Annotated in this window: 26 protein-coding genes; 15 read left to right on the top strand and 11 right to left on the bottom strand. The window is 39.1% G+C overall.

The features are described from left to right. The first annotated feature begins 34 nt into the window (after window positions 1-34). Genes mobA through B9A52_RS24195 form a run of 3 tightly spaced genes read left to right on the top strand, consistent with a single transcriptional unit; the run spans window position 35 to window position 2143 of the window. Entirely contained in the window at window positions 35-601 is a 567-nt protein-coding gene (gene mobA / locus B9A52_RS24185; protein WP_084123136.1) for a molybdenum cofactor guanylyltransferase, read from the top strand. Window positions 602-603: 2 nt separating this feature from the next. After that, window positions 604-1707 (top strand): HesA/MoeB/ThiF family protein, encoded by a 1104-nt coding sequence (locus B9A52_RS24190; RefSeq protein WP_084123678.1) that lies wholly within the window; start codon window positions 604-606, stop codon window positions 1705-1707. After that, a complete protein-coding gene (locus B9A52_RS24195) occupies window positions 1697-2143 on the top strand; it encodes a molybdenum cofactor biosynthesis protein MoaE (RefSeq protein WP_084123137.1) in 447 nt (148 codons plus the stop codon). The genes B9A52_RS24190 and B9A52_RS24195 overlap by 11 nt, the downstream gene beginning before the upstream one ends. 74 nt (window positions 2144-2217) lie before the next feature. On the opposite strand, the gene B9A52_RS24200 is transcribed toward B9A52_RS24195, so the two are convergent. Beyond that, window positions 2218-2772, bottom strand: a complete 555-nt coding sequence (locus B9A52_RS24200; protein WP_084123138.1) for a fasciclin domain-containing protein — start codon at window positions 2770-2772, stop codon at window positions 2218-2220. Between the two features lie 137 nt (window positions 2773-2909). Further along, a complete protein-coding gene (locus tag B9A52_RS24205) occupies window positions 2910-3347 on the bottom strand; it encodes an RrF2 family transcriptional regulator (RefSeq protein ID WP_084123139.1) in 438 nt (145 codons plus the stop codon). Window positions 3348-3483: 136 nt separating this feature from the next. On the opposite strand from B9A52_RS24205, the gene B9A52_RS24210 reads away from it, so the two are divergent. Continuing rightward, complete coding sequence (locus tag B9A52_RS24210) at window positions 3484-4275, top strand: cation transporter (protein WP_084123140.1); 792 nt, start codon at window positions 3484-3486, stop codon at window positions 4273-4275. A gap of 49 nt (window positions 4276-4324) precedes the next feature. On the opposite strand, the gene B9A52_RS24215 is transcribed toward B9A52_RS24210, so the two are convergent. Next, window positions 4325-6118: a hypothetical protein gene (locus tag B9A52_RS24215; protein ID WP_157370353.1), complete on the bottom strand. Its 1794-nt coding sequence runs from the start codon at window positions 6116-6118 to the stop codon at window positions 4325-4327. Window positions 6119-6188: 70 nt separating this feature from the next. Here B9A52_RS24215 and B9A52_RS26440 point away from each other — a divergent pair, with 70 nt between their 5' ends. Together B9A52_RS26440 and B9A52_RS24220 are read left to right on the top strand one after the other, a co-directional pair. Next, complete coding sequence (locus tag B9A52_RS26440) at window positions 6189-6323, top strand: hypothetical protein (protein ID WP_262483139.1); 135 nt, start codon at window positions 6189-6191, stop codon at window positions 6321-6323. Between the two features lie 85 nt (window positions 6324-6408). After that, a complete protein-coding gene (locus B9A52_RS24220; RefSeq protein ID WP_084123141.1) occupies window positions 6409-7086 on the top strand; it encodes a protein-L-isoaspartate(D-aspartate) O-methyltransferase in 678 nt (225 codons plus the stop codon). Between the two features lie 2 nt (window positions 7087-7088). Here the strand turns inward: B9A52_RS24220 and B9A52_RS24225 are convergent, their stop codons facing one another. Next, on the bottom strand, window positions 7089-7550 hold the full coding sequence (locus B9A52_RS24225; protein ID WP_084123142.1) for a YehS family protein: 462 nt from the start codon (window positions 7548-7550) through the stop codon (window positions 7089-7091). A gap of 381 nt (window positions 7551-7931) precedes the next feature. Here B9A52_RS24225 and B9A52_RS24230 point away from each other — a divergent pair, with 381 nt between their 5' ends. The 6 genes from B9A52_RS24230 (at window position 7932) to B9A52_RS24255 (ending at window position 13259) form a co-directional block, all read left to right on the top strand. Beyond that, the gene (locus tag B9A52_RS24230) at window positions 7932-8501 is read left to right on the top strand and encodes an RNA polymerase sigma factor (protein ID WP_084123143.1); all 570 of its coding nucleotides are present in this window, start codon (window positions 7932-7934) and stop codon (window positions 8499-8501) included. Continuing rightward, on the top strand, window positions 8494-9246 hold the full coding sequence (locus tag B9A52_RS24235) for a hypothetical protein (protein WP_084123144.1): 753 nt from the start codon (window positions 8494-8496) through the stop codon (window positions 9244-9246). The genes B9A52_RS24230 and B9A52_RS24235 overlap by 8 nt, the downstream gene beginning before the upstream one ends. Before the next feature lie 28 nt (window positions 9247-9274). Continuing rightward, on the top strand, window positions 9275-10300 hold the full coding sequence (locus B9A52_RS24240; RefSeq protein ID WP_084123145.1) for a porin family protein: 1026 nt from the start codon (window positions 9275-9277) through the stop codon (window positions 10298-10300). A 24-nt stretch (window positions 10301-10324) separates the two neighbouring features. Continuing rightward, entirely contained in the window at window positions 10325-11122 is a 798-nt protein-coding gene (locus B9A52_RS24245; RefSeq protein WP_084123146.1) for an outer membrane beta-barrel protein, read from the top strand. A 12-nt stretch (window positions 11123-11134) separates the two neighbouring features. Then, window positions 11135-12067: a DUF4097 family beta strand repeat-containing protein gene (locus tag B9A52_RS24250; protein WP_084123147.1), complete on the top strand. Its 933-nt coding sequence runs from the start codon at window positions 11135-11137 to the stop codon at window positions 12065-12067. Between the two features lie 304 nt (window positions 12068-12371). Continuing rightward, window positions 12372-13259 (top strand): dienelactone hydrolase family protein, encoded by an 888-nt coding sequence (locus B9A52_RS24255; RefSeq protein WP_084123680.1) that lies wholly within the window; start codon window positions 12372-12374, stop codon window positions 13257-13259. 74 nt (window positions 13260-13333) lie between these two features. Here the strand turns inward: B9A52_RS24255 and B9A52_RS24260 are convergent, their stop codons facing one another. The 6 genes from B9A52_RS24260 to B9A52_RS24285 all read right to left on the bottom strand — a co-directional run bounded on the left by B9A52_RS24260 (window position 13334) and on the right by B9A52_RS24285 (window position 19135). After that, entirely contained in the window at window positions 13334-14203 is an 870-nt protein-coding gene (locus tag B9A52_RS24260) for a 3-keto-disaccharide hydrolase (protein ID WP_394334864.1), read from the bottom strand. An 85-nt stretch (window positions 14204-14288) separates the two neighbouring features. Beyond that, complete coding sequence (locus tag B9A52_RS24265) at window positions 14289-15035, bottom strand: endonuclease/exonuclease/phosphatase family protein (protein WP_197687263.1); 747 nt, start codon at window positions 15033-15035, stop codon at window positions 14289-14291. A gap of 164 nt (window positions 15036-15199) precedes the next feature. Continuing rightward, the gene (locus B9A52_RS24270) at window positions 15200-15658 is read right to left on the bottom strand and encodes a CBS domain-containing protein (protein WP_084123681.1); all 459 of its coding nucleotides are present in this window, start codon (window positions 15656-15658) and stop codon (window positions 15200-15202) included. 153 nt (window positions 15659-15811) lie between these two features. Further along, the gene (locus B9A52_RS24275) at window positions 15812-17386 is read right to left on the bottom strand and encodes an FG-GAP-like repeat-containing protein (protein WP_084123150.1); all 1575 of its coding nucleotides are present in this window, start codon (window positions 17384-17386) and stop codon (window positions 15812-15814) included. Window positions 17387-17395: 9 nt separating this feature from the next. Continuing rightward, window positions 17396-18148, bottom strand: a complete 753-nt coding sequence (locus tag B9A52_RS24280) for a copper homeostasis protein CutC (protein ID WP_084123151.1) — start codon at window positions 18146-18148, stop codon at window positions 17396-17398. Between the two features lie 3 nt (window positions 18149-18151). Continuing rightward, window positions 18152-19135 carry an isoaspartyl peptidase/L-asparaginase family protein gene (locus B9A52_RS24285; RefSeq protein ID WP_084123682.1) on the bottom strand — a complete coding sequence of 328 codons (984 nt, stop codon included), beginning with the start codon at window positions 19133-19135 and terminating at the stop codon, window positions 18152-18154. Window positions 19136-19650: 515 nt separating this feature from the next. On the opposite strand from B9A52_RS24285, the gene B9A52_RS24290 reads away from it, so the two are divergent. The 3 genes from B9A52_RS24290 (at window position 19651) to B9A52_RS24300 (ending at window position 21074) form a co-directional block, all read left to right on the top strand. Next, window positions 19651-20412 carry a creatininase family protein gene (locus tag B9A52_RS24290; protein WP_084123152.1) on the top strand — a complete coding sequence of 254 codons (762 nt, stop codon included), beginning with the start codon at window positions 19651-19653 and terminating at the stop codon, window positions 20410-20412. A 117-nt stretch (window positions 20413-20529) separates the two neighbouring features. Continuing rightward, a complete protein-coding gene (locus B9A52_RS24295; RefSeq protein WP_084123153.1) occupies window positions 20530-20751 on the top strand; it encodes a hypothetical protein in 222 nt (73 codons plus the stop codon). Then, window positions 20751-21074, top strand: a complete 324-nt coding sequence (locus B9A52_RS24300; RefSeq protein WP_084123154.1) for a type II toxin-antitoxin system PemK/MazF family toxin — start codon at window positions 20751-20753, stop codon at window positions 21072-21074. The genes B9A52_RS24295 and B9A52_RS24300 overlap by 1 nt, the downstream gene beginning before the upstream one ends. Before the next feature lie 115 nt (window positions 21075-21189). Here the strand turns inward: B9A52_RS24300 and B9A52_RS24305 are convergent, their stop codons facing one another. Beyond that, window positions 21190-24711: an FG-GAP-like repeat-containing protein gene (locus B9A52_RS24305; RefSeq protein WP_084123155.1), complete on the bottom strand. Its 3522-nt coding sequence runs from the start codon at window positions 24709-24711 to the stop codon at window positions 21190-21192. Between the last annotated feature and the right edge of the window lie 90 nt (window positions 24712-24801).

Here is a 24801-nt window from a genome sequence, read left to right on the forward strand (position 1 = left end):
TGAAAAACTATTTTACTAAATCAAATTAGATTCAATGGTTGCATTACAGGACATAGAAGCATTTATTTTGGCCGGAGGAAAAAGTCAACGGATGGGAGAAGAGAAGGGCTTGGCTCTATTGAAAGGCTTACCTATGGTCACTTATATCATCAAAACCTTGCAATCCGTCCCTTTGGGTGTGAAGTTGATTTCAGCTAATATTGATTATAATCAATTCGGTCTTTTGGTGTACGCGGACTCCAAGCAGGGTAAAGGCCATATGGGAGGTTTGATGACGGCCTTGGAACAGACTTGTAAACCATATGTGCTGTTGATGGGTTGCTACATGCCATTTGTTTCTAAAGGTACAGTACGCTACCTTATTGAAAATAGCCAAGACCACAAAATCAATGTAAGGATCAACCCCATCCTGGCCATTTATCCAAAATCTATCATTCCCCATCTCAAGGTTCATATAGAAAATAACCAACTCAAAATGCAGGATTTTATTTCTTCCCAAGACCACTACATCGTAAAAATGGATTATTTTGAAAGATTGGAACCAAATGTTTTGACAAACATCAATAGCAGTGAGGATCTGAAATATTGGAACATGAAATGATTATGGACAGATTCGCACGACAAAATGTATTGCCTGGATTTGGGAAAGAGGCGCAGGTAAAACTTAAGAAATCCAAAATACTGGTAATTGGTGCCGGGGGGTTGGGATGTCCGGCATTGCTTTATTTAGCTGCAGCTGGTGTAGGTACTGTAGGGATAATGGATGGAGATACGGTTTCACTGTCAAACCTGAACAGGCAAATACTTTTTGGTGAAAGTGACCTGGGATTGAACAAAGCAGAAACTGCCGCACATTATTTAAAATCCAAATATTCCGATATCCAAATTGATTGCATTCCGGAGTTTATCACAACAGAGAATGCAGCAAACATTATCTCAAAATATGACCTGATTCTGGACGGTTCAGACAATTTTCCCACCCGATACTTAGTCAATGATGCATGTGTCTTATTAAAAAAACCATTTGTTTTTGGTGCCATTTACCAAAACCAAGGACAGGTAAGTATCTTGAATGCAGCTGACTCTTACTCTATCAATTATAGAGATCTCTTCCCTGACCCTCCTACAGCCTATGAAATACCGAATTGCAATGAGACCGGTGTTTTAGGGGTATTGCCGGGAATTATCGGAACCATACAGGCTGCCGAAGCGATCAAATATGTCACAGGCTATGGCAGGTCATTAATTGATAAGATGCTTTTTTATAATTTGCTTGACCATCAATCCTATGAAGTTGCGCTGAGCAAAAACCCTGAGGCTCATCAGTCAACGCCTAAAACCATTGCGCAATTCAAGGAAATTGACTACGCTGTTGTCTGTGGCAACGGAGACAGTATCAGTTGGAGCGATGCTTTTGCGCTATTGAAAAAATTTCCCGATGGAAAACTGATTGATGTCAGGGAAAAAGATGAAGCTCCAAGACTTAAAAATATTGACCACATATCGGTCCCTGTTTCAGGAATAGAAGAAATTCCCGGCATCTTAAGGCCTATTGATCCCCTATTGTTATTTTGTCAAAGTGGTATCAGAAGTTTAAATGCAGTCAAAATACTGGAAAATGCCTTTCCGGGAAAAAAAATCCATTCCATTTCAGGAGGTATTGAAGCTATGGATTCACCGATTAACAAAAAAGATCATGGAAACTAAAAGAACACCCAAAAACATATTTGTACAAGGAGCTATCTCTCCGGATAAAATTGCCAAATCCATCGCCAACCACAGTACGAAAACCGATATTGGCGGCCACAGTATTTTCCTGGGACAGGTAAGAGCAGATCAAAAAGAGGAAGGAAAAGTCATCGCCATTGATTACACGGCCTATGAAGAAATGGCATTGGAAAAGGCTTTTGAAATCCGGGAAGCAATATTTGCCAAATATCCACTTTCCTGCATGCATATATATCACAGTTTGGGTGAAGTGAAAGTCGGAGAAATCTGCCTATTTGTATTCACTTCTTCCAAACATCGCAAGGCCGCCATTGATGCCTGTGAAGAATTGGTAGAAAGGATCAAAAAAGAAGTCCCTGTTTGGGGCAAAGAAATTTTGGGGAACGAGAAAAGTGTTTGGAAAGAGAATACCTAAAAAAAAGCACCAAGCTAATGCCTGATGCTTTCGGGTTAGAAACAAACAACCTTTATGGAAAGAAATTATTATTTTCATTCGGGTATTAGCACTTTATCCACTACATGGATAATTCCATTTGAAGCCTGAACGCTTCCTAAAATCTTGGCCCCATTGACTAATACCGTGCCTTCCGCATTTTTTTGTATCTCAACAGATCTTCCATCCGCAGTACCTAATTTTCGCCCATTGACGAAATCATCAACCTTATAAACTCCCAATAACACATGATATTCAAGAATATCTCTGAGCTGTCTCTGGTTTTCAGCTTTGGTAAGTGTTGCCAATGTACCTTCAGGCAAGGCATCAAATGCTGAATTGGTCGGGGCAAAAACTGTGAAAGGTCCCACATTCGCCAAGGCATCCACATAATCTGCTGCTTTCAATGCTGCAACCAATGTCGAATGGTCTGGGGAACCCACCGCAACCTGTACCACATTCGGGTTTGACATATCGTCTTTGACTCCGGATTGCCCAACGTGCGTTGTCTCTGAAGCAGAACTGTTGCTATTTTGGTTCTCTGATGACCCACATCCTACAAACAATAGGAGTGAACCAATAATTGTAAAGAATTTAATTCTCGATTTCATTTTGTTTTGGGTTTGAATACGAGTGCAATATATAAAAAGACCTTTTTATCTTTTATGATTAAAGTCATATTTTGTAGAGATAAAATAAAAAATTAAGAAATTCAGTAGGTAAGTTCTTTGAGATTTAACAACACAGTCTAAACCAATCTGGCAAGAACCGTTTCACCGTTTTCAACTTCTTCTGCGAGTTGTTTGAGGCTCTTCTCTGTAAGCATATGTACCAAATCAATCCTTATTTTTTTGATTTCATGATGCAAGGGGCAAGGGTTATCTTCCGAGCATTGTTTCAATCCAAGGCCACAACCTGAAAAAAGCTCATCTCCATCGATGACATGAACCAAATCCTTTAGGGTAAACTGTTCATGTTCCTTTCCTGCATAAAATCCCCCTGTCGGTCCTTTTTGTGAACCTATTATTTTCTTTCTGACAAGTTCTTGGAGAACTTTTGCAGTAAATGGTTCCGGTGCATCAACAAAAGCAGCAATCTCTTTGGCACCTACTTTTTGGCCAATTTGACTTTGCTTCCAGATATAGATCACTGATTTGATTCCGTATTGGCAAGCTTTGGAGAACATAATATTTTTTTGAGTTAAACAATTCTGTAAAATAAAGATAATGTTATCTTTCTATCCGTAATAAATGATACAAAGACAAAGCTATTTTGTTTAATTTTTTTTTTAAAGTTTTGTAATTGGTAACCTATCTTAGAATATGAATAAATCAGTTTTTAAAATTTCACAGATGGACTGTCCCTCTGAAGAAAATTTAATTAGGTTGAAATTGGCAGATCAAGAATCCATCAAAAACCTTGAGTTTGATTTAAATGAACGAAGATTGACTATCTATCACGAAGAGGGCATTTCTGAAATTCAAAGTTTAATTCGCTCCTTGAATTTAGGCGATACCTTGGAATCTTCAGAAGAATCATCCATCACCTCCTTTGATGCCGAAACACTTCAAAAGAAAATGCTTTGGGCAGTATTGATTATCAATTTTTCCTTTTTTCTTATTGAAATGACTACGGGTCTCATTTCCAAATCAATGGGTTTAGTCGCAGACAGTTTGGATATGTTGGCAGATGCCTTTGTTTATGCAATCAGTCTTTTTGCAGTTGGCGGCAGTATCTTTTTAAAAAAGAAAATTGCTCGTATTGCAGGTTATTTTCAGCTTATCTTGGCTACTATCGGATTAAGTGAAATAGTCCGAAGATTTGTTGGAATCGAAATGATGCCTGATTTTTCAACCATGATCATTGTTTCAATTTTGGCTTTGATCGCCAATGCTTTTAGTCTTTACCTATTGCAAAAAGCCAAAAGCAAGGAAGCCCACATGCAGGCCAGTATGATCTTCACATCCAATGATATTGTCATCAATTTCGGGGTGATTATTGCCGGTATTTTGGTCAATTGGCTTCAATCAGGATATCCGGATTTAATAGTGGGTATGATTGTATTTATTATTGTAATTAGAGGTGCATTGAGAATCCTGAAACTAGGTAAATAATTTTCATTTTAGTGTGGTTTTGAGTTATAATTTTTGAAATAAGAAGGCCTCATACAATCGGGACAGTACCACGAATTTCCAAAAGAATTTCATCCAATTGTTCTTTCATTTTTTTGATGACTTCTTCCTTACCTACAGCCACAGCATTGGTCAGTTCCTGATAATACTGAATTCCCGACTCCAGATTTCTTTTGAATTTCTCTATGTAAGTTTCAAATTTCTGATTGCTTTCCGGAAGTGCTTTTTCCATTTCGGATTTTAGGTATTGCATGTACAGTTGCAACTCTTTGATAAACACATGTGGTCTTTCAGGGTCCAGATTGATTTGGAGTTTCCCATACACATGCCCGACCATTTCTTTGAGACTAAAGACACCTTTAAAGTATGCCAGGTTTGGACCCGGACAAATAGTTACCGCAGAAAGGTTTCGACGGGGTGTTTCACCTGCATTCAAAATCGCAGGTGCACTCAAGCCTTCACAGAGGCAATCCTTTTCCAAAACTTCATTCAACGCTGAATCAGTAGTTTCACCTGCTTTGTGTTGCTTGGTTTTAAGATTTTGGTATTCCCTTGAGGCTGTGCAAATGGCTTTGTCTGAAAACTCCTTACTGAATGTCAGAAATTTCTTATAACAGGGACTGCCGGGTCTGTTTTTCTCAATTCTGGCGATCCGTTGTTCTTCCCCGCTACTGATTCTTAGGTTATTGAAAGGCACTCCCAAAGGGGAAGCATGACTGAGGTAATAATCAGATTTTTTGGACCTGATCAATCTGTCCAAAGTATCTTCATCCACACTTGTAGCTTCAGGGACCAGCAAAAATGGGCTTCCCCAACCGGTTCCGTCCAATTGATAATATTCCATCAAAAAGCTGTTTTCTTCGGCATTTCCAATACCGCCCTGATAAGTGACCTTAGGTTTGATGTTTTCCGGCAACAATGGCAAACCTTTTTCCTGCAAAGCCGCTTGGCATCCGTTTAATAAGGTTTCTCTTAAACTTTCCCTGTTGGTTTTGAATTCCTCCAATATAGGCCCGACCAAAAATCCATCCGTCGCAAATGCATGGCCTCCACAATTCAATCCTGACTCTATCCTGAATTCGGATATCCAAATTCCTTTTTTGGCCAGAAATCTACCTTGAATCAATGCAGATCTATAGTCTGAAACTTTGAGGATTATTCTTTTTTTGATTTTTCCGTTTGCATCGGGAAAGAAATCCGGGAACTGTTCGATATAACTATACAATGCAGGATTCAATCCGGCTGAAAATACAACAGCGCTATTGAGTTCGCTTTGTGCAAATCCTCTCAAAGCAGAAAGGGCGTCAGAGTATTCCCTAGGCAATTCATCACCATTTCTGTCAAAATTTATTTTATCGACCTTGGTCATGATATTGACATCAATACTTCCCGGATGAATGGCATCCTTCAACTTTACCTCAATTTCCTTTTTTTCGGTAGCAGAAGCATGTGACATCTTTTTGTACAACTGAAATAAAGGATGCTCTTCCGGCAACAATTCAAAATATTGATTGATTTCCGTATCGCTGTCAAAATCCTGCTGCCTGAGTTCCTGTGTTTGATTTTCAACAGCATGATGAAGTAAATTCAAATATGCCCCAACTCTTTTCGCCCTATAATCTTCCTCTTTTTCATCAATGTATATATATGGAATATTCAGTTTTCTACAATAAATCCTTCTCATATCTTCCAGCAAATGGTCATCCATAATGGATACTGCTGAAGAAATACCATATCTGGCAATTTTGATCGGTGAGTCAACGGTATACCCTAACCCCATTACAGGAATATGAAATTTGTGTAGTGTGTTTTGATTGGCAATCATTATCCAAGAGTCTTTGAGTGATTTTGATTCCATAAAGAGGAATTCCATAAGTTGACAAAGCTATCCTCTAATGCATTGCAAAAAGAGAGCATTGCTCATTGAAGAGCATGACTTTTATCATGAAGTTGGAAGTTGGGGAGATTGGAAGTGGGGAAGTTGGTTTAATGAATTGAAAGATTGGAAGATTGAAAAATTGGAAGATTAAGTCAAGGAGATATAATACCTCGAATTGATATCCTTTAAATAAAACCGTAAATTGATATTGATTTAAAAGGTAAACATAGCTAGAAATGAAGCATATCTATTTCATTATGATACTCTTTGCCTATTTTCAAACCGACCCTTATAGAACCGAGAGGTTGAATATGGTCAAATCCCAAATAGAAAACAGAGGGATTAAAAACCCTTTGGTTCTTGAGGCGATGCGCAAGGTTCCCCGGCATTTATTTGTCCCAGAATACCAAAAATCCAATGCCTATGAAGACAGGCCGCTGTCCATTGGTGATGGTCAGACCATATCGCAACCCTATATTGTAGCGCACATGACAGCTATCATCAATCCCCTTAAAGGGATGAAGGTATTGGAAATCGGGACAGGATCGGGATATCAAGCTGCGGTATTGGCAGAGATTGTAGACCAGGTTTTTACCATAGAAATCGTAGAGAATCTGGGAAAAAGAGCCAAAGCTGACCTTGAAAAATCAGGATACAAAAATGTTTTTGTAAAAATCGGGGACGGATATCAAGGGTGGCCAAGCGAGGCTCCATTTGACGCCATTTTGGTTACAGCTGCTGCTGAAAATATCCCACAACCTCTGATTGACCAATTGAAAGAAGGCGGTAGGATGGTGATTCCGGTCGGAAAGCAAGGAGAGGTGCAGGATTTGATCTTAATTGAAAAAATCAAAGGCAAGATAAGGACCACTAACTTGGGCGCTGTTAGATTTGTTCCGTTCACCAGAAACTGATTTCATTCGCTCCTAAATTTTAACTGGATTCCACGAAGAAAATTCCTTAATATCTGATCCTTGCAAAGTCGGTATTGGCTTTGGGTAGGTTTTCTGAAAAAAGCACTGAGTTCATGCTTGCTTATATTGATGTCTAATTGATGCAGCATCTCCAAAATATCCTCGTCTTTCAATTCCAAAGCAATTTTCAGTTTACGTAGAATCATATTATTGGTCAAAGTTTTTTCAGCTATAGGGAGGGTATCATCTTTTTTTCCCCTCCTATCTATGATCAATCCATTGAGGAAATAAGCCAGGTCTTTGTCATAAATTCCTTTAAAATCAGGATCCTCATCCCTCTTCAGCCAATCACTTACCTCGGCCCTAGTCACTGATTTCCCCCCCAAACCAAATAATTTTATCATTTTATCATCACCAAAATCAAATGTATAGCGCAGGCTTCGGAGGATATCGTTGTTGGACATGGGTATATTTAATTGATTAATGTGAAAGTAAAGATGACCTAAAGAGGGAATTTTTCCAAATCAGGGAAAGTTCTACTTTGCTGTTTGGGTAAAGCAAATTGGTATTTTGAATTTATTTATGAGTTGGCTTATTCCTATTGATACCGACTATTTCAAGATGTCAAAACCTGTTCTCAACAGTTTCAAAATGTTGAAAACTCGAAGTGACAAGGAAACACTTTTTTAGGCTGCTCTTAGCTCTTATTTCTTGGCTCTTGTTTCTAATAGTCACAGACTCGCGCTTCTAATCTCTCATATCTCAAAAAAAATTTAACCTTTTTTCACAAATCAATGCAACCTATTTTTACTGAACTGTATCTACCTATTTGAAAGCCAACAGAAATGTTATTCAGAAAAACTTTTACCACAGAGTCGGACATCATTAAAGGTTGCCTAAAGGGTGAGCGAAAAGCCCAGCAGCAATTGTATGAGGCCTACTCAAAAAAGTTTCTGGCCATCTGCATGAGGTATGTTAAAGATCGGGATCATGCTGAGGATGTAATGATAGAGGGCTTTATGAAGATCTTTGAAAAACTTCCCCAATATGAAGCAAAAGGCAGTTTTGAAGGCTGGATGAAAAGGATTATTGTAACCCAATCTCTGCTTACACTCCGAAACAATAAAAACCTCAATATGGAAATCAATACCGAGAACCATTTGGAAACAGCCGAATCTGCCTATGAACTCAATCACCTTGAAGCAGCGGATTTGATGGAACTCATCAAAGAACTTCCTGTGGGCTATAGGACAGTATTTAACCTCTATGCGATAGAGGGATACAGCCACTCGGAAATCGGGGATTTATTGGGTATCACGGAATCAACTTCCAAGTCCCAATTGAACAGAGCACGAAATGTCCTGAAAGAAAAAATAGCCGATCAACAAATCAAAGAAAGGAGAATCAATGGCTAATACAGATAAAAACTTCGACCAATACTTCAAAGAGAGGTTGGCCAAGCATGAAGAAAAACCATCCCAGCTTGCTTGGGAAAAACTTGAAAGACAGTTACCCAAAAACGAAAAGGGGATTTGGATTCCTTTGATGGGCATTGCAGCCTCTTTGTTGCTTTTCCTTGCAGTGGGATATGTGGTTTGGCAGTTCAACCCGGAATCAGACACCAATATGCCAATGACAGCAGAGGTAACAACCCAAACAGATGAGACTCTCTCGGATATGCTAGAGGAAACTGAACCGGAATCATTAAAACCTTTAGAAGAGTCTACAGTGATCCCTGAAGAGCAAACAAAAGCAGAAACCAAACCTGTTCAAAGTCCTGGCAAAAAAGCAACTGTTCAAAAACCAATGCCTACAGAAACACCAAAGGAATTGTTGACAGAGGTATCCAAACCTGAAGAAAGAATCAATGAAGTGGTCTTCGAAACTCCTGAAATCATTATTCCTGTGCTTGATGTAAATGAAGCTATTGCACAAAATAACATTGAAGAAGAGGAAGAAGTGATGACCTACAAGATCACCATCAAGTCAAACGGAATCAAAGAGACACCTGAAAAGCAGGGATTAATTGCAGGAATTGAAAATAAAGTAGATAAAATCGGAGGATTGCTCAATAAAGTAGAACAAGGTTTTGCAGACCTGCAGGATGCAAAAGACAATCTGTTTGTGAGCAACAACACCTCCAAAAGAGAAAGAAAGTAGTACACCTAAATTGAAAACTTAAACCATCATGAAAAAATACTTGCTATTATTTTGCTTCCTAGGATTGGTGCAGCTTGCATTTGGAAGTACAGAAAGGGAGTTCTTGGCTCCTAAGGACACCATTATTGTAGAATTTGGTACCTCTGGAAAAATCGTACTGGTCATTGACAACAAAGAGGATTTTGAGCGACTCAAAAAAATGAACATCAATCAGATCATCTCAGAACTTGATCTTCAAATAGATGAAAATACCGGAGAACTTGTAGTAGTGGAAGTTTCAGGACAAAAAGGAACCCGGGAAATCGTCAAAGTGACCGAAGATTGGAACAAAACCGAAGTATCTGTCGCAGGCATCAGGATATTGGTAGATGAAACAAGTCCCAATACCCGGGTCAAAGTGGAAACGGGGGTAAGGAAGAAAAGCGATCCGCCATTCAGGACATATTTTGCCCTGGATCTTGGGCTCAACAACTACCTGGACAACAATGGCCAATTTCCCAAAACTACCCAACCCTATGCAGTCCGTGGCTGGGGAAGCTGGAATGTAGGACTAAACTTCTTTGCCAGTCAAAGGATCAGCAAAGGCTTCCGATTTGATCTGGGAATGGGTGTCCAATGGTACAATTTCAAATTTGAAAACAGGGATTTTCAGGCTGTAAGAGGAGAAGAATCCATCGAATTTATTCAGAGAAATGATGTTGCCGGATTCAAAAGTAAAATTTCTGCTTCATACCTGACTACCATGGGCCTTTTCAAATTAGACTTGGGAAGATTGAATGATCAGGGAAGAAAAGGCTTAAGGTTTGCCTTGGGTCCGTACGCCGGCTATCGACTAGGCGGTACAAGCAAGTATGTCTATCGGCCTTTGGAAGGTGGCGGACGTAGAAAAGAGCACCTGAATACAGGGATATTCCTAAACAACTTCCGCTACGGTATCCGTGGTGAAATAGGATTCGGCAGGGTCAATTTCTTCACTACATATGACTTTAACCAACTATTCCAGGATGGCAAAGGACCTGAACTGAATCCAATAGCCTTCGGTATTATATTTTAAGTCCTTTTTTTAAAAACTAAACCAATGAAAACGATCACACTAATTATAATTCCATTGCTGCTTCTGACTTCTCAGGGCTTTGGCCAGGAAGGAGATTCTACCAAATATGATTCTCAAAAAACAACCAAGTTTTCCTTTTTCAACACGGATGTCATAGTATATAAAAATACAGAAGGAAACAATACATGGGAATTTATCTCAAAAGGAGATCAATATCATGAATCCCAATCCAAGGCAAAGAAATCAAGCAACGGCTTGACTTTAGACATCGGTATCAATACATGGATTGGGGATGATGCCGCTCCTGCAGTTAAACCTTGGGGCAGTTGGAATCCTGCGATCAACTACCATTATACCTTTAAGCCAAGTAAAAACTTCAATCTGAAATCAACCCTAGGTGTAAGCTGGTACAATTTCAAATTTGAAAACCGAAATCTCCAGGCTTTAAGAGGAAATGAGGGCCTGATTTTTGTGGAACATCCTTCAGGAACCGGCACCAAATCCAAAATTTCCGCCTCTTATGCCAATCTGACTGTATTGCCCACAATACAGACCACCAATGGAAATTTCAGCTTTGGGGCAGGACCATATATGGGTTATCGATTGGGTGGAAGGGGCAAATTTGTATATCGGGACCCACAGAACAACAGAGTCAGAGAATTCCAAATGGGCAACATGTTTGCTACAGATTTCAGGTACGGACTTCGTGCTGAGATAGGTGTAGGAGATGTTACCCTTTATGTTAATTATGATTTCAACGAAACTTTCCAAGAAAATAAAGGACCAAAACTGAACGCCTTGAGCTTTGGTTTCATCTTATAAAACCAACCTACTATGAAAAAAAATTTAAAATTATCGACCTTGCTGCTTTTCATATTTTCTGCTGCAGCTATTTCACCGGTTTTTGCACAAGTCAAAACCATCGTAGACGTCACAAAATCCTATACGGGCATCAATAAAATCGAAGTTTCGGGGGGCCAATTAGAGGTTGAATACATCGGGGGTTCCGGTTCAGATGTTTCAGTTAGTGCGTTTCTCGAATCTACCAATTCCGATCAGGATATAGTATTTATTAGCTTAGGCGATGTATTGAAAATTTCCCATAAAGTCAACAATAACAACAACTGGAACAATAAGACCAAGGGCTATATCAAAATCTCAGGTCCTGAAAGCATGAACTTGGATATAAAAGGCGGTTCTGGAAAAATAGCTGTCGAAAATGTGGCTGCATTGCAGACTTTATTGTCAGTTGGATCCGGTAGTTTGTTTGCCGGCAACATTGATGGAGATATCCATGCCAGTGCAGGTTCCGGTTCCATAGAGCTTTCCAACATCAATGGAAATGTAAAAGGAAAAATAGGTTCAGGTTCCGCCAAAATACAAGAAGTGAAAGGCAGTCTTGAATATTCATCAGGCAGTGGGGGAATATCAGCCATTTCTATTGATGGCACTGTGCATGTAAGTCTGACCTCCGGAAACGCAAAACTGGAAGACATAACCGAACTTGGGGATCTGAAAATCACTTCCGGTAATTTCACGGCAACCAATGCAGGTCTGGGTGGGTCTACAAGAATCACAGGGACTTCAGGTAACTTTAGGATTCAGACATTTTCAAACCTGAAGGATTTCAATTATGATCTAAGTGCGACTTCTGGAAATATTACCGTTGGAAATTCAAGAAGCGGTAGAAATTTAATCATAGACAATGGCGCTGAAAAGAGCGTAAAGGGAAGTATCACTTCCGGAAATATCTCCATTGCAAATTGATTTTTCAAAATGGGCTATGCCAAAAGACCATAGCCCATTTTGAAATTATTATGTTTAATTTTTTGATCCGCTAAATCAAATTTTTCTTTGGCAACATGTCCCAATTTTCAATGATATATAATAAAATCCCAGGATCTATAAATTGATATTTTTTTACTGTTTCTTACAATGCATATTTTTTATTTGAAAAACAATCCTGCCTGATTTCCTCATTTAATTCCATTCCCAAAAATTCGGGAGTTTTTAATACTTAAAATACCTACATTAAGGAGTTATAATTGAAATGAAATAAATGAAAGCAAATATGGAAAATATCAAAAAAGAAGATCTTGACCAGGAAATATTTGACATGTATGACTACTATGTTCACGGTAAAATGGATCGTAGGGAATTTGTGAATAAGCTATCCAAATATGCAGTAGGCGGACTGACAGTTTCAGCAATTCTGACATTTTTATTACCGAATTATGCTGAGGCAAAGCGTTTCACCCTAAATGATCCGCGATTGATTTCTGAATATGTGGAATATGATTCGCCCAAAGGAGCCGGCAAAATGAAGGGATTACTGACCCGACCAGCTGACAAAAAAGGTAAACTTCCTGGTATTGTAGTTGTTCATGAAAACAGGGGATTGAATCCATATATTGAAGACACAGCACATCAGGCTGCCTTGGACGGTTTTATTGCTTTTGCACCTGATGCCCTGACTCCGTTTGGAGGATATCCGGGAACCGATGACGAAGGCCGGACCATGCAGGCAAAAAGAGATCGGGAAGAAATGCTGCAGGATTTTATTGCTGGTTATGAATTCTTAAAGGAAAACAAGAACTGTAATGGAAAAGTCGGTGTAGTTGGTTTCTGCTTCGGGGGATGGATTTCCAATATGATGGCCGCAAGGATACCTGATTTGAAAGCTGCTGTCCCTTACTATGGTGGACAGGCCGCAGCTGAAGATGTTCCGGGCATCAAATCTCCCCTGCAGTTACATTTCGCAGAACTGGACACAAGGGTTAATGCCGGTTGGCCGGATTATGAAGCTGCATTAAAAGCCAATAACAAAAAATACGAAGTTTTCTTTTATCCCGGTGTAAATCATGGATTTCATAATCATTCTACACCAAGGTATGACAAAGAAGCAGCTGACCTGGCTTGGGGAAGGACAATTGATTTTTTCAAGAAAAACCTGAAGTGAAATAAGGATCAGATTTTATTAACACAAAAAAGTCAGCTGAAATGCTGACTTTTTATTTTCATGAATTATTGGATTCAGTCTTTTGTTCCTAAGCGAGCCAAGACTTTCTTCAGCTTTTCCTTATTACCCTTGTAACTTTCCAAGTCAAACAATTCGACTTTTCTAAAGTCAATCGGATGGCTTTCACTTTGAAGGGCAATAAATCCCGACTTCAAAGGAGTCCCATCAATTTTGACCGCTGGATCTGAGGGATTTACATTCCCGCCCCCAATTGTGGGTTTGCTGTATTTTATCACCGTATCACCTTCCAAAATATGATAGACAATAGAATCTCCCAACACCAAAAATTGTGCTGTAACCCATTGTTCACCATGATAGGTTTGGGAAGTGGAATTTAAACAATGCGGTGTAAATAACTCTCCATCCAATACCACATGTGTGCCAGGAGTGCAGAGATTGCTTGTTGTTCTTTCATTGGTTCCATCTCCGCCCAGAAATTGTCCTTCTATGGAAATGGGGAAATCCTGATCTTTCAAAATGGTTTTAGGATCCTGACAATGTAGCATGGCACCTGAGTTTCTCAAAGCCCAACCTTCCCCTTCAGGAGCCTGTTCTCCAACAAAACGGTACTCTACATTGAGGAGGTAATAGGAAAAAGGTTGCTTAAAATAGATGTGACCATATTGCTGATCAAAGGCCTCATAGCCGTCATATCTGACTTTCATCATGCCATCTTCCACCCTGAAGGTATTTGCAAAGTTTTCGTTGAGTTCATGCTTGGCTATTTTGATGGTCCAATCATCCAAATCTTGCCCGTTGAAAAGCTGAATCCATTGGCCGGATTTTTCCTCGTCAATTGAATTCTTGGTTTGGCATGAAAAAATCAAAATTAGCAACAATACAACAGGTATACTCTTTATTGATTTAAGGGAAGATGACATCATATTACTATTTGAGGTTTGAAGAAATGAAAAATACACAAAATCTGACAGATTGAAATAAATGCCACTCCTTTTCAAAACAATACCATTACCACCTGACTTTGACCAACAAAGGTTTATGATCTGAAAAAGCTACATCCAAAACCTCCACAGAAATTATCTCCCAATCCGTCTTGTTTCCCAACCAAAAGTAATCAATCCTGATCTTGGCTTCTAAAGAAGAATAGGTGTTTTGTGGGTTTCCCAGCGCCAATGCCGCATCTTTATAATTTTCGGAAAGGACTTCATAACCCATTTCTTCTGAAGTAAAATTAAAATCTCCTGTTAAAACGATTGGACCCGAATACCTGGAAAGAATATTTTGGATGGCCTTTACCTGCGCAGTCCTGTTCTCCTCAAACTCATGACAAAGATGCGTGCCTGCGAAGATAACTTCCTTTTCATTTCCAAAATCCACTTTGGCCACGGCCAAACTCCTGCCTTCTCCTCCCTTAGGCGTTGGCAAAGCAAAAGATTCAAAATGTGCCGGAAGGCGAGTCAAAATTCCTTCTCCGTAACCACCCTCGGAAAAATCAATCGCTTTTGCAAAGTAGCCATTCATTCCGGTCAGCCTTTCTAATTCATTTACCAGATCTTTCTTACCATCAGGATTGAAACCTTTGGTGCGGTTGGTCATACTATCCACCTCCTGCAAGGCTACCAAATCAGGTTTGATTTGATTGATCAATGCTGCTATTTCGCTGACATTACTCTTGCCCCGGTTATAGGGATTTTCTCCATGATAAATATTGTAAGTCAGGAGAGTCAAAGTTTGTTTTTGCGCTCTGATTTCCATTGTCAATAAGTTTGAAATAAGCAGTAAACAAGTAATCAATAAGAAATTTCTTTTCATGCTTCCGGGAATTTTAATGCTGAATCAATAAAACAAATCTTTGAAGACACTAAAAAAACCTTGGCAGAACAATCTGCCAAGGTCAATAGGATTGAGATATAATATGTTTACCAAGTAGTTTCCCTTAGTTTTGGAAATGCTCTGATGATGTCACTCAAACTGATCTGACCTACCAATCTGCCATCTTTCATCACAGGGAATCGTCTGATTTTATTGTCAAGAAATTTTTGAGCAGCATCAAAAAGCGATAAATCCGGAGAAAGGGTCATTACATTTTTGGTCATATGCTCTTCCACTGTACCGGGAAATTTGGGTGTATTGGAATATTTACCTTTGATGATTTCTTTCAGACAATCTACCTCAGAGATAATTCCGACAAGATTCCCATCACTGTCCACCACCGGTGCACCTGAAATTTTCCTCTTGGTCAACAGGTCCAGGACATGGTCAATGGTATCATCGGGACGAAAAGTGACAAGGTTAGTGGTCATGTGATCATTTACTAAAATTGGCGCAGCAGTTTTTTTGGAATCAACCACTCTAACGCCTTGAAAGCTTTTTACCATAGCAAAATACATTTTTTGTGAGACGAATAATTTAACCCAAAAAAATCAGACATCAAAATCTGATTTTCAAAAAAAATAAAAATGCCATATAAAAGTTTTGATTAATCGTCTTTATCCACTTATCAAGGCGCAATAATATTCAAATAAAAAAGATTATTCTATGGCTATTTTGTTTTCCAATACGACAAATGGCACCCAATTCCCAGGTGTTTTGGCATATAATGTTTTGAAATCAAAGCCTCCCAAAATTATATCCATTTTCCCGTCTCCATTGATATCTCCTTTTTCCATGGTGAGATAGGACCAATTGCCCAATTCAGGAAATGAGAAGGTTTTAAATGTCATTTTATCCATTTGCCTGAAAAAAAGAAAATTTTGGAGTGGTTGGTTATTAGTGTCCGGGAAATAAGAAATCACGGCTACATCAGGATTCCCATTTTGATCAAAATCCTCCACCAAAAGGGCCGTAGCGCCGTGAATGGGATAGAAATATGATTCTTTAAAGCTATAATCTCCGTCATTTAAAAAAATTCTAAGTCCGTGATACGGTTTTAATATTGGAGATAAATCTGCATTGTCTCCATTTACCAATACTATATCCCTATACCCATCAGCATCCACATCTACAAAATCAAAATCGGAACTTCCGAAAACCGGATGAAAACTCAACCAGTTTTCTTCCTTAAATTTTCCATTATCCTGATTGATATAAGCATAAACACCCTCTTTGGCCTGTGTCATAAGAACAATCAAATCAGACAATCCATCATTATTGATATCAGAAACAATTGATTTTCGCGCTCCCGGTCTATTGTTGATCAAATTTGCCTGGAAACCTGTTGGGGAATTTTCCAACCAGGAAAAATTACCTACATGATGCCCAAAATTGGATAAGATGACATCTTCTTCGTTATCTTGATTGAGGTCAGCAAAAGCAAAGTGCACCGGTCTAGTCAAACTGTCCTTTTTAACAACAAATGCTTCTTGGGAAAAGGCTTCAAATATTGAGTATTTCCCCAAAGAATAATTCGAAGGATCCATCACACCCATGGTCAACAAATCAAAACCTCCTCCCATCCTAAAACGGATGTCTGAAGGAGGTGATGAGATTTTTATGGAATCTAAAACCTTTAAATCCGAACCCGAAAATCTGAACAACCTGTTAGCCCTATCGCCAAGGTAAAGCAGTCCCTCCTTTTTATGCCATTTCAAAAGCGTGGTCAGATTTGCTCTTTTGTTTGGGTTTTCGGGAACTGATATCTTAAACAGGTCACTATTATCACTGTCCAAATCAGGGTCCTTTGGTATAGCAGGAAGATTTTCAGGTGCCTGATCCAGATAATAAGCTTCTATTAAATCCCAATCTTTTTGTTTGATGTAAGACTGAGTAGCATAAACTCCCGGCGGTGCATCTGCATCTGCACCAAAGGCTACACCAAAATCATCCTCAGTAATCAATCCCATTCTCCTTCTCATATCTGGAAGCACTGATGTTTTCCAGGTATTTTTATCCAGTAGAGATGGTGGCGGGTTGAGGTGGCAGGCACCACAATACATTTCAGAGAGTTCCTTTCCCGATAGTTCAAGGGATTGATTTCTCAAACCTTCCAAAATTTCAAAGTCTTCTTTGTTGTTCTTTGATTTTTCAGAACAGGAGAAAATAAAAAGAATAATAAAGACATTAACACCAAAATTATACATTGATTTTATTGATCTGTAAAATCTCATAACATTGGGTTATTTACGCTGATTGGATTTGATTTCAGCCAAAAATTCATTGACTAAATTCCTGTCTATGGTAAGAACCTGTTTGAAAGCATTGGGATCATTGGATAGAGACACTGATGGGTGAGAATAACTACTTTCAGTAGGTCTAAAAGCCTTACAGCTGGCATGGACTTCTTTAAGTTTTCCGGAATTATTCAGTTCGGAAATATGTGCTGGTTTTAGGCCTCCGCCAGGCATGATGATAATATGATTTGATACCTGATCCAACCATTTGAGGATATTGGACATTCCTTTAGTAACATCGTTTTCACCACCGGAAGTCAGTATTCTTTGAAAACCACAGGAGATAATGTCCTCAAGAGCTTTGTCTTTGTCTTTGCTGATATCAAAAGCCCTGTGGAAAGTACAGGGAGAATCCTCCACCGCATACATCAGGTATTTGCAGGCTTCTTTGTTCACATGGCCATTTTTGTCCAATACCCCAAACACAAATCCATCCGCACCATGAGATTTCAGTATAGCAATATCTTTCCTCATCACATACAATTCTTCAGGGGAATACACAAAATCTCCGCCTCTTGGTCGTATCATGACAAAAACAGGTATCTGGACCTTTTCCTTCAAAAAAGATAATGCACCGGCACTTGGGGTCTCACCGCCTTCGCCAAAATCTGAACAGAGCTCTAATCTATCGATTCCGAATTCCGCTGCTTTCAATCCCGCTTCGACCGTAAAGACGGGAGCTTCCAATAAAATAGACATATTTCAAAATTTACTTTTTGAGTCGATCAGATCTTTTCCATTGCTATGGTGTCTGGCAAAGTTAAAACCAGGATGTACAGCATAAGCACCATATTCTCCATCTTTATTGATGGCAATAAAACCTGCCTGAATATCCTCGATGCCTTTATTCTTGGCTATCAGTCTTTTGACAGCTTCCTCACAGGCTTCTTGGGGAGTTCGCCCCTGACGCATCAATTCCACAATCAGGAAACTCCCACAAATCCTGATGATGGATTCACCTAACCCTGTAGCGGTCGCAGCTCCTACTCCATCATCCACATATAGGCCTGCACCGATAATCGGACTATCTCCTACCCTACCATGCATCTTATAGGCCAGACCTGAAGTGGTACAAGATCCTGCCAATTTACCATCAGCACCCAAAGCAATCATACCGATAGTATCATGGTTTTCTATATTGATGATGGGTTTATACAAAGAGGTTTTTTTCCACTCCTGATACAGTTCATCGGCTTTAGGGCTTAATACTTCTGGTTCCAAAGGAAAACCCTGTGCAATAGCAAATTGCCGGGCTCCTTCACCGGCCAACATGACATGTGGTGTTTCATCCATCACTTTCCTTGCCAATGAAATGGGATGCTTTATTTGCCTGACAAAGGCCACCGATCCACATGACCCATCACCTTTCATAATAGAAGCATCCAAGGTGGGTATTCCTTCTCGATCCGGCAAACCCTGAAGTCCCACGGAAAGGTTATCCATATCCAATTCAGTCACTTTCACACCTTCTTCCACCGCATCAATCAAGCTGCCTGTTTCCTTCAGGACTTCCCAAGCCCTGTCATTTGCAGGCATCCCATGGTTCCAGGTTGAGAGAATCAAAGGTTTGAATTTCTCATTGCTGTTTTCTTGAACAGGATTGGCACAGGATTCCAATATTCCACCAGGCAAAAGTAAAGTTGAGGAAAGAAGTGTTTTCTTGATAAATGATCTCCGATCAGACATGTTGATTTTTTTGAGCTGAAACATAAAATTAATTCAGGAATAAAGATTCAAAAAAATTCGCATAAATATATTTGGCATCGTTGATTATTTTGAGGAAGTTAGGGATGTGATGGATGAGGATGGATTTGTCCGATGACTGATGACCGATGTCTGGTGTAAGATCTAAACTATCGAAATTGGCCGTCATTCTGAACGAGCATAGTAAAAGTCTGAAATTAATATGAACTAACCATCGAAGTGAAGAATCTCTTGAGGAACAGGTAAAGGATGAATATAGCAAGAAACAGTTCAAAGTCCGAAATACATCCTTCATACTGAAAGAGCCTAGTAAAACTTTGAAACAAAAACACGTCCTTTTGCTAAGTGAAAGCCTGCCCCATAGAATTTCGGAGAATCTCTAGCGGGAAGAATTGACCCCAGTTTGACAGATTCTTGTGTCTTATGTCTTGTTTCTTGGCTCTTATCTCTTGGCTCTCGCATCCCGCTTCTAATCTCTCGCTTCTAAAATAACAACCATGCGACCATACATACTTGCAGAAAATAACTGGAAAAACTTAAAGGATTTTAGATTTAAATTGGCGGTTTTACCTTGGGGTGCCACTGAGGCACATAATTACCACATGCCTTATGGTACTGATATTTTTGAAGCAGATGCTGTGGCGGCAGGTGCAGGGAAATATGCTTGGGAAAAAGGTGCAAAAGTTGTTATTCTCCCTACGATACCATTTGGGGTAAATACAGGACAGAGTGATATCTATCTGGATATCAACATGAACCCAAGTACACAAATGGCTATTCTCAAGGATATCCTGACTGTATTGGACAGACAGGGAATCAAAAAATTCCTGATTGTGAACAGCCATGGCGGAAATGATTTCAAAACCATGTTAAGAGAATTGGGATTGGTTTTCCCCGAGATGATGCTGATGACCTGTAACTGGTTTCAGGCTTTGGACAAAACCAAATATTTTGAAGAAGAAGGAGATCATGCGGACGAAATGGAAAGCAGTTTGATCTTACACCTTCACCCTGAATTGATGTTGCCACTGGAAGAAGCCGGAGAAGGAAAAGAAAAAAAATCAGTAATCCCAGGCTTAAAAGAAAAATGGGCTTGGGCAGAAAGAAAGTGGTCTCAGGTCACCGAGGATACCGGAATCGGCAATCCCAAAAAGGCAACTGCTGAGAAGGGCAAAAGATATTTTGAAGATATTTGTGAGAAGGTGGGGAAATTGATGGTTGATATTTGTGAGGCGGATGCTAGGGAGTTATACAAGTGAAAACTATCTGATCATTGAAATGAAGTGATTTAGGTTAAGCTAAAGGGTAAGGTTTGACATTTCATTGACTGGAACTATAAAAGGAGATTTTGAGTATATTTGTTAAAAGGGAAAAATATGAAAGTGGTAGAGTTTAAATCAAAAATCAAGAATAACAAAATTGACATTCCCGCAGCTATACAAGCAAAATTGGATTATCAACAAGGCAAAGCAATTAGGGTAATTGTTCTTATGGAAGATAACGAGGCCGAAAATGAAATAAATTTCAAGGATAAAGCTTTAACTGACTTTTTTAAAGGATATTCCTCCTCTGATGCAATCTATGATGAATATAAATAATGGAACAATTGAATTTTGGTGATATTGTTTTGTTGAAATTCCCTTTCACGGATACAAAAGGCGCAAAAAAAAGACCTGCTTTAGTCATTAAAGATTTTGAAGATGGCGATATTATTGTTTGCAGGATAACAAGCCAATTGTATGAAACCCAATTTGATTTTTTATTGAAAAACTGGAAAGAATGCGGTCTTATATTGCCCTCAGTTATTAGGGTTCACAAAATAGCCACTCTGGAGAAAAATATAGTAGAAATGAAAATGGGTGAAATAAATTCAAAATCAAAAAAGGCCATTTCCAAAATTATTAAAAAATTGATGGTTTGAAATTTCACTTTTTATCTGTTTTAAAACAAGATTTGTGCATTCACACTAAAGTCTAACATTTAGGATATAAGTAGTTTAATAAAACTAAATAAAATATTTACAAAAAAAACAAACTTCAAAATTCCAGATCCACTACACTGCCCTTATAATCCACCCCTTTCAACGAGAATGTGTTTTCAGGAATTATGATGGACTTACCTGAATTGGAATAAAATCCGGATCGGTTAAAGATTTCGATCTTTTGGGTTTTGCCATTTTCAAATTCAATCAATACCGAGTGAATCCCTTTTGGTGGTATAAAGGATCGATTTTCATTTTGAATATTAGGCTGATGAATCAGGAGTTTCCCCCTGTTCTGGGTAGATAGGTATAAAGGTTTACCCTCAACTCCAGCCAATATTGCCATAGATTTCGCATCACCCGGAACAACAAATCCACTTTCATAAGAGCGAATTGCTTCAAATCCACCCTTACCATTACCGAACAACACTAGCCCATTGAAGGCATCATTCCTGCCCGGAAACACCTCATTTCCATAGTCATTGCCTACCATCAACACATCCAGATTACCATCCCCATTGACATCATCCACTACCATCCCGTTTACCGGAGCAAACTGGGCCATTAAAGGAAGTTCATGGATTTGGAATTTTCCATTTCCAAGATTCTCCACGTAGCTACTTCTGTCATAATTACCTTTCAGTATAAATGCATCCTCCAATTCCTCAGCTGAAAAAAGAGACTTTTCAGTTGCCATTCCATAATATTTATAGCCAGCAAACTTCCTTCTGAACAAAATGCTTTGGCCATAAAGGTCATCCCAATAATGAACCGGAAATGATTCATAATTCCCATCATTATTTTTGAAATAGGCAAAAGTGACAGGGTCCATACTCTGATTGCCATCAAAATCCTTGGCATAAACCGTCACAGGTCTTTCGAATGAAGGATGGAGGTAATTGTTTGCACCCATGTTCCCGACGATATAATCCATATCCCCATCCCCATCAAAATCACCGGCAACAACACTGTTCCACCATCCCAAATGATTTTCCAGGCCAGTTTCTTGGACTTTTACAAATTTTCCATTTTGATATTTGAAAACCGTAATGGGCATCAATTCCCCAACAATCATGAGTTCCAGAATCCCGTCATTGTCCACATCAGTCCAAAGGGCATCTGTAACCATTCCCAGATCCTTCAGTTCAGGCAAAAACTCATCAGTTACATCCACCAATTCCCCATTAGTATTTTTCAATAAAAAGGAACGCTCAGGCAAAGGATATTGAGTAATGGGTGTTCTTCCCCCGACAAACAAATCCATATTACCGTCTCCATCAAAATCAGCCGCTCTCACTACTGTCCCACTGGCATTGATCTCGGGCATCTTATCCGGTGCATAGGTGAATTTCCCTTTTCCATCATTCAGGAATAACCTATCGGTGTAAAGCGGGGAACCAAGACTGAATTCATTGCTTCCCGATACCAAATAAAGATCCAAGTCCCCGTCATTATCTAGATCAAAAAGCACCATTCCCATCTCTTCGTATTTCATTTCATCCTCAGATCCAAAAAGTTCACCTTCTTCAAATTTGCCATCCTCCAGTTGAAAAAATACTTTTGCCCCAAAACCGGTAGCGCTGCCTACAATAAAATCTTCCAACCCATTTCCATTTAAATCTCCTACTGCTAGACTTGGTCCGAATTGGGTCAACTTATGCAACAATGTTCTCTGGACATTGTAATCAATTTTGTCCACTTCTTGATGCATGTAATTTATACCTAGGTCGGCGGATACTTCTTTCATTAATTTTGGTTGGTCCTTTGGAACCAATGGGAATCTTAAGGTGGATTTTTCAGTTAAAATAGCATCTTTCTCAGAAATGCTAACCAACTGGTTTATATTGACCTGATCCAGTTTTTGGTATTTCCCATCCTGCCACAATACTTCAAGAGAAATTGATTCTGCCTTATTACCCATTCCAAAATGTAATATTTCATCCAAGGAAGACATATAACCTCTTGATAACTGTTGTTCCTGATAAAGGAAACTGCCATCCGAAAATCTCACAACGACCTTTGCCCCTATTCCCATCGGATTGTTTTTAGGCCCTTCCAGTTTTACCCTTAGAAAATTGGGAATCTCTTTCTTTTGGTTGAGGGTGTTCTCAAAAATAAAAGCCTCATCATTGATATTGTTGACCACATAATCCAGATCTCCATCCCCATCCAAATCGGCAAAAACAGCCCCATTGGAAAATGAGGGTATATCAAGACCCCATTCTTCGGTAATGTCTTCAAAGGTAAGGTCTCCCTTATTTCTAAATCCATAATTCGGGATTCTCACAATGGGCAAAGAATCCAGCAATTGTCTTGTAGTGGCAATCCTTCCTACATCCACCCTATAATTGGCAAAGTCCTTGTCAGTAATATCCCTTGGAAAGCCATTTGTAATCATCAAGTCTCTTAAACCATCATTATCCACATCTGCAAATAAAGGTGCCCAACTCCAATCCGTCTGATAAACACCCGAGAGATGCCCTATTTCGCTGAAAGGGATGTCCGGGCCATTGCCCAGGTGCAGCATATTTCTGACGTGCTGATATTCATAACCCCAAGTTTCATTGTTGATATAGTTCTGGTAGAGATTTTTAGAAATAGTTGTCTTTTTTCTGTAATTCGTTTCTCCCAACATATCCAAGGTGATGATATCCAAAAATCCATCATTGTTGAAATCAGAAATATCACAGCCCATGGCAAACATACTTTGATGCCGGATATAGTCTTTGATTTTATTGGTAAAGGTCCCATCCCCATTATTGATGTAAAGAATATCATTGGTGATATAATCATTGCTGATATAAATGTCTGTCCAACCATCACCGTTTATATCACCTAAGGCTAAGCCCAATCCAAAGCCTTCGATCAAAATCCCGGCTTCCAAGGTCACATTGGAAAAAGTCCCGTCCCCATTATTTTTGTATAATTGATCGTTATTGATTGCTGACCCATCCACAATTTTCTGCCTGTAATTGATGGGTATGGTCTGGCTTTGTTCATTGTTCAATACATAGAGGTCCAAAAAACCATCTTTGTCAAAATCAAAAAAAACAGCTCCCATACCATTACCTGTATCTGCTATCCCGAATTCTTTTGCCAATTCTTTGAATACAGGAATCCCCTGTTCATTCAATCCTTGATTTACAAACAGCAAATTTGCTCTTCTTTCTTTTTCAGGATACATGGCTGCTGTCACATAGACATCCATCAATCCATCGCTGTTAACATCCACAATAGCAACCCCTGTACTCCAAGTTTCTGAGTCCCCAATTCCTGCTATTTCTGAAATGTCTTGGAACTTCAAGCCTCCTTGATTAAGGTATAACTTATTGCTCACCTGATTGCCTGTAAAGAATAAATCAGGTAATCCATCATTGTTGAAATCTGCCACTGCTACACCGCCACCATTGAAAATATATTCATCTGTGAGGATATTGAAGGTGTCTGTTTCAGTGATAGCATTATTAAATGTAATTCCTGTATGGGAACTTGGAACAGCATTGAATAGCTTTTGCTCTTTTTGTTTACAGGATGCCAAAAGAGAAATGCAAAACAATATAGAAACCAAATACTTCATGGATTTTAGGATTAGTGCTGGGAATGATTTAAAAATAAGAGGCTTTTTTGAAAAAAAATAGGAGAAGTCCTATTAGATAAGACTTCTCCT

The organism is Aquiflexum balticum DSM 16537 (assembly GCF_900176595.1).
Taxonomy (GTDB): domain Bacteria; phylum Bacteroidota; class Bacteroidia; order Cytophagales; family Cyclobacteriaceae; genus Aquiflexum; species Aquiflexum balticum.